Source organism: Achromobacter sp. 2789STDY5608615 (genome assembly GCF_001298995.1).
Classification (GTDB): domain Bacteria; phylum Pseudomonadota; class Gammaproteobacteria; order Burkholderiales; family Burkholderiaceae_B; genus Achromobacter; species Achromobacter insuavis.
On the sequence record NZ_CYTY01000005.1, the window covers coordinates 1 to 1,038 of the forward strand.

Consider the following 1,038-nt stretch of genomic DNA (forward strand, 5'->3'; position numbering starts at 1 on the left):
CCCTTCGTCATCTTCGTCACAGCCTTCGGCTGTTCCTTCAGATTCCCTCGGGCGCATCTACACGCCCCGCCATCCCCCACCGACCCCGCAACGCGCTCGCGATGAGACTTACTGCCGGGCTTTGGGGCGGGTGGTGTGCTTGGCATGTTGATGCAACGTCAGGGCGGGGGGAGAGATTTACGGGGCCCGTCCTAAAAGGCCGCGCGGGCGGCCTTTTAGGACTTACGCGGTGTCTTGCGTCTGGACGATGGCGCTCTCGCGTGTGGGTGGGGGTGCTGGCGTTCTTATGTTGGGCTGGCGTGGAGTGGAAGATCTTGCGGTGGTCGCCCTTCCTCGGCCGCGCGGGCGGCCATCGGAGGGCATCCGCGGGGTCTTGCGGTTGGGGATGCCGCTTCGCGCTTGCGGTGAATGGTGGGACGGGGCCCGCCTCAAGCCGGCCGCGCGGGCGGCCTTTTGAGGCTTACGCGATATCTTGCGATCCGTGATGGCGCTATCGCGTGTGGGAACGGCGAGATCATTTTCTTTGGAAGGCTTGCCGGCACCGCGAGTCGTTTGTCATTGAAGATGTGCCAGCACCGCGACTCACTTGCCGTCGAGGATATGCCGGCACCGCAGCGCATTGCCCCAAGACATACCCATGCCAAAACCCGTTGCCATTGAACGCCTGCCCGCACCAAGACTGTTTGTGGTCGGCGCGCGAAGCTCACCACGCGCAACACGGCGCACATCGCGCCGACCACCACCGTCCCTCCCCCTCGACGCGCGGAATCAATAGAAAACCGCCCACCAACCGCGCGAAGCGCACCCGTCACACGTTCAAATGCACAAACGCCCAACGTGGCCGCCCGCGCGGCCGCGATGGGCAGCCCTGCAGGTCTCACGCCCTGAACACAGGTCCAGCAGCGCAACGAGCCTCGAAATCCGTAGCCCCTCGGTCGGGCGGACCCGATGGCGGGCAACCTCGATGCGCCCGAGGGGCTACCTACGAACACCCAGCTCGTCCCCGTTTTACAACCACAGCAGCCCCCCCCCAAAATT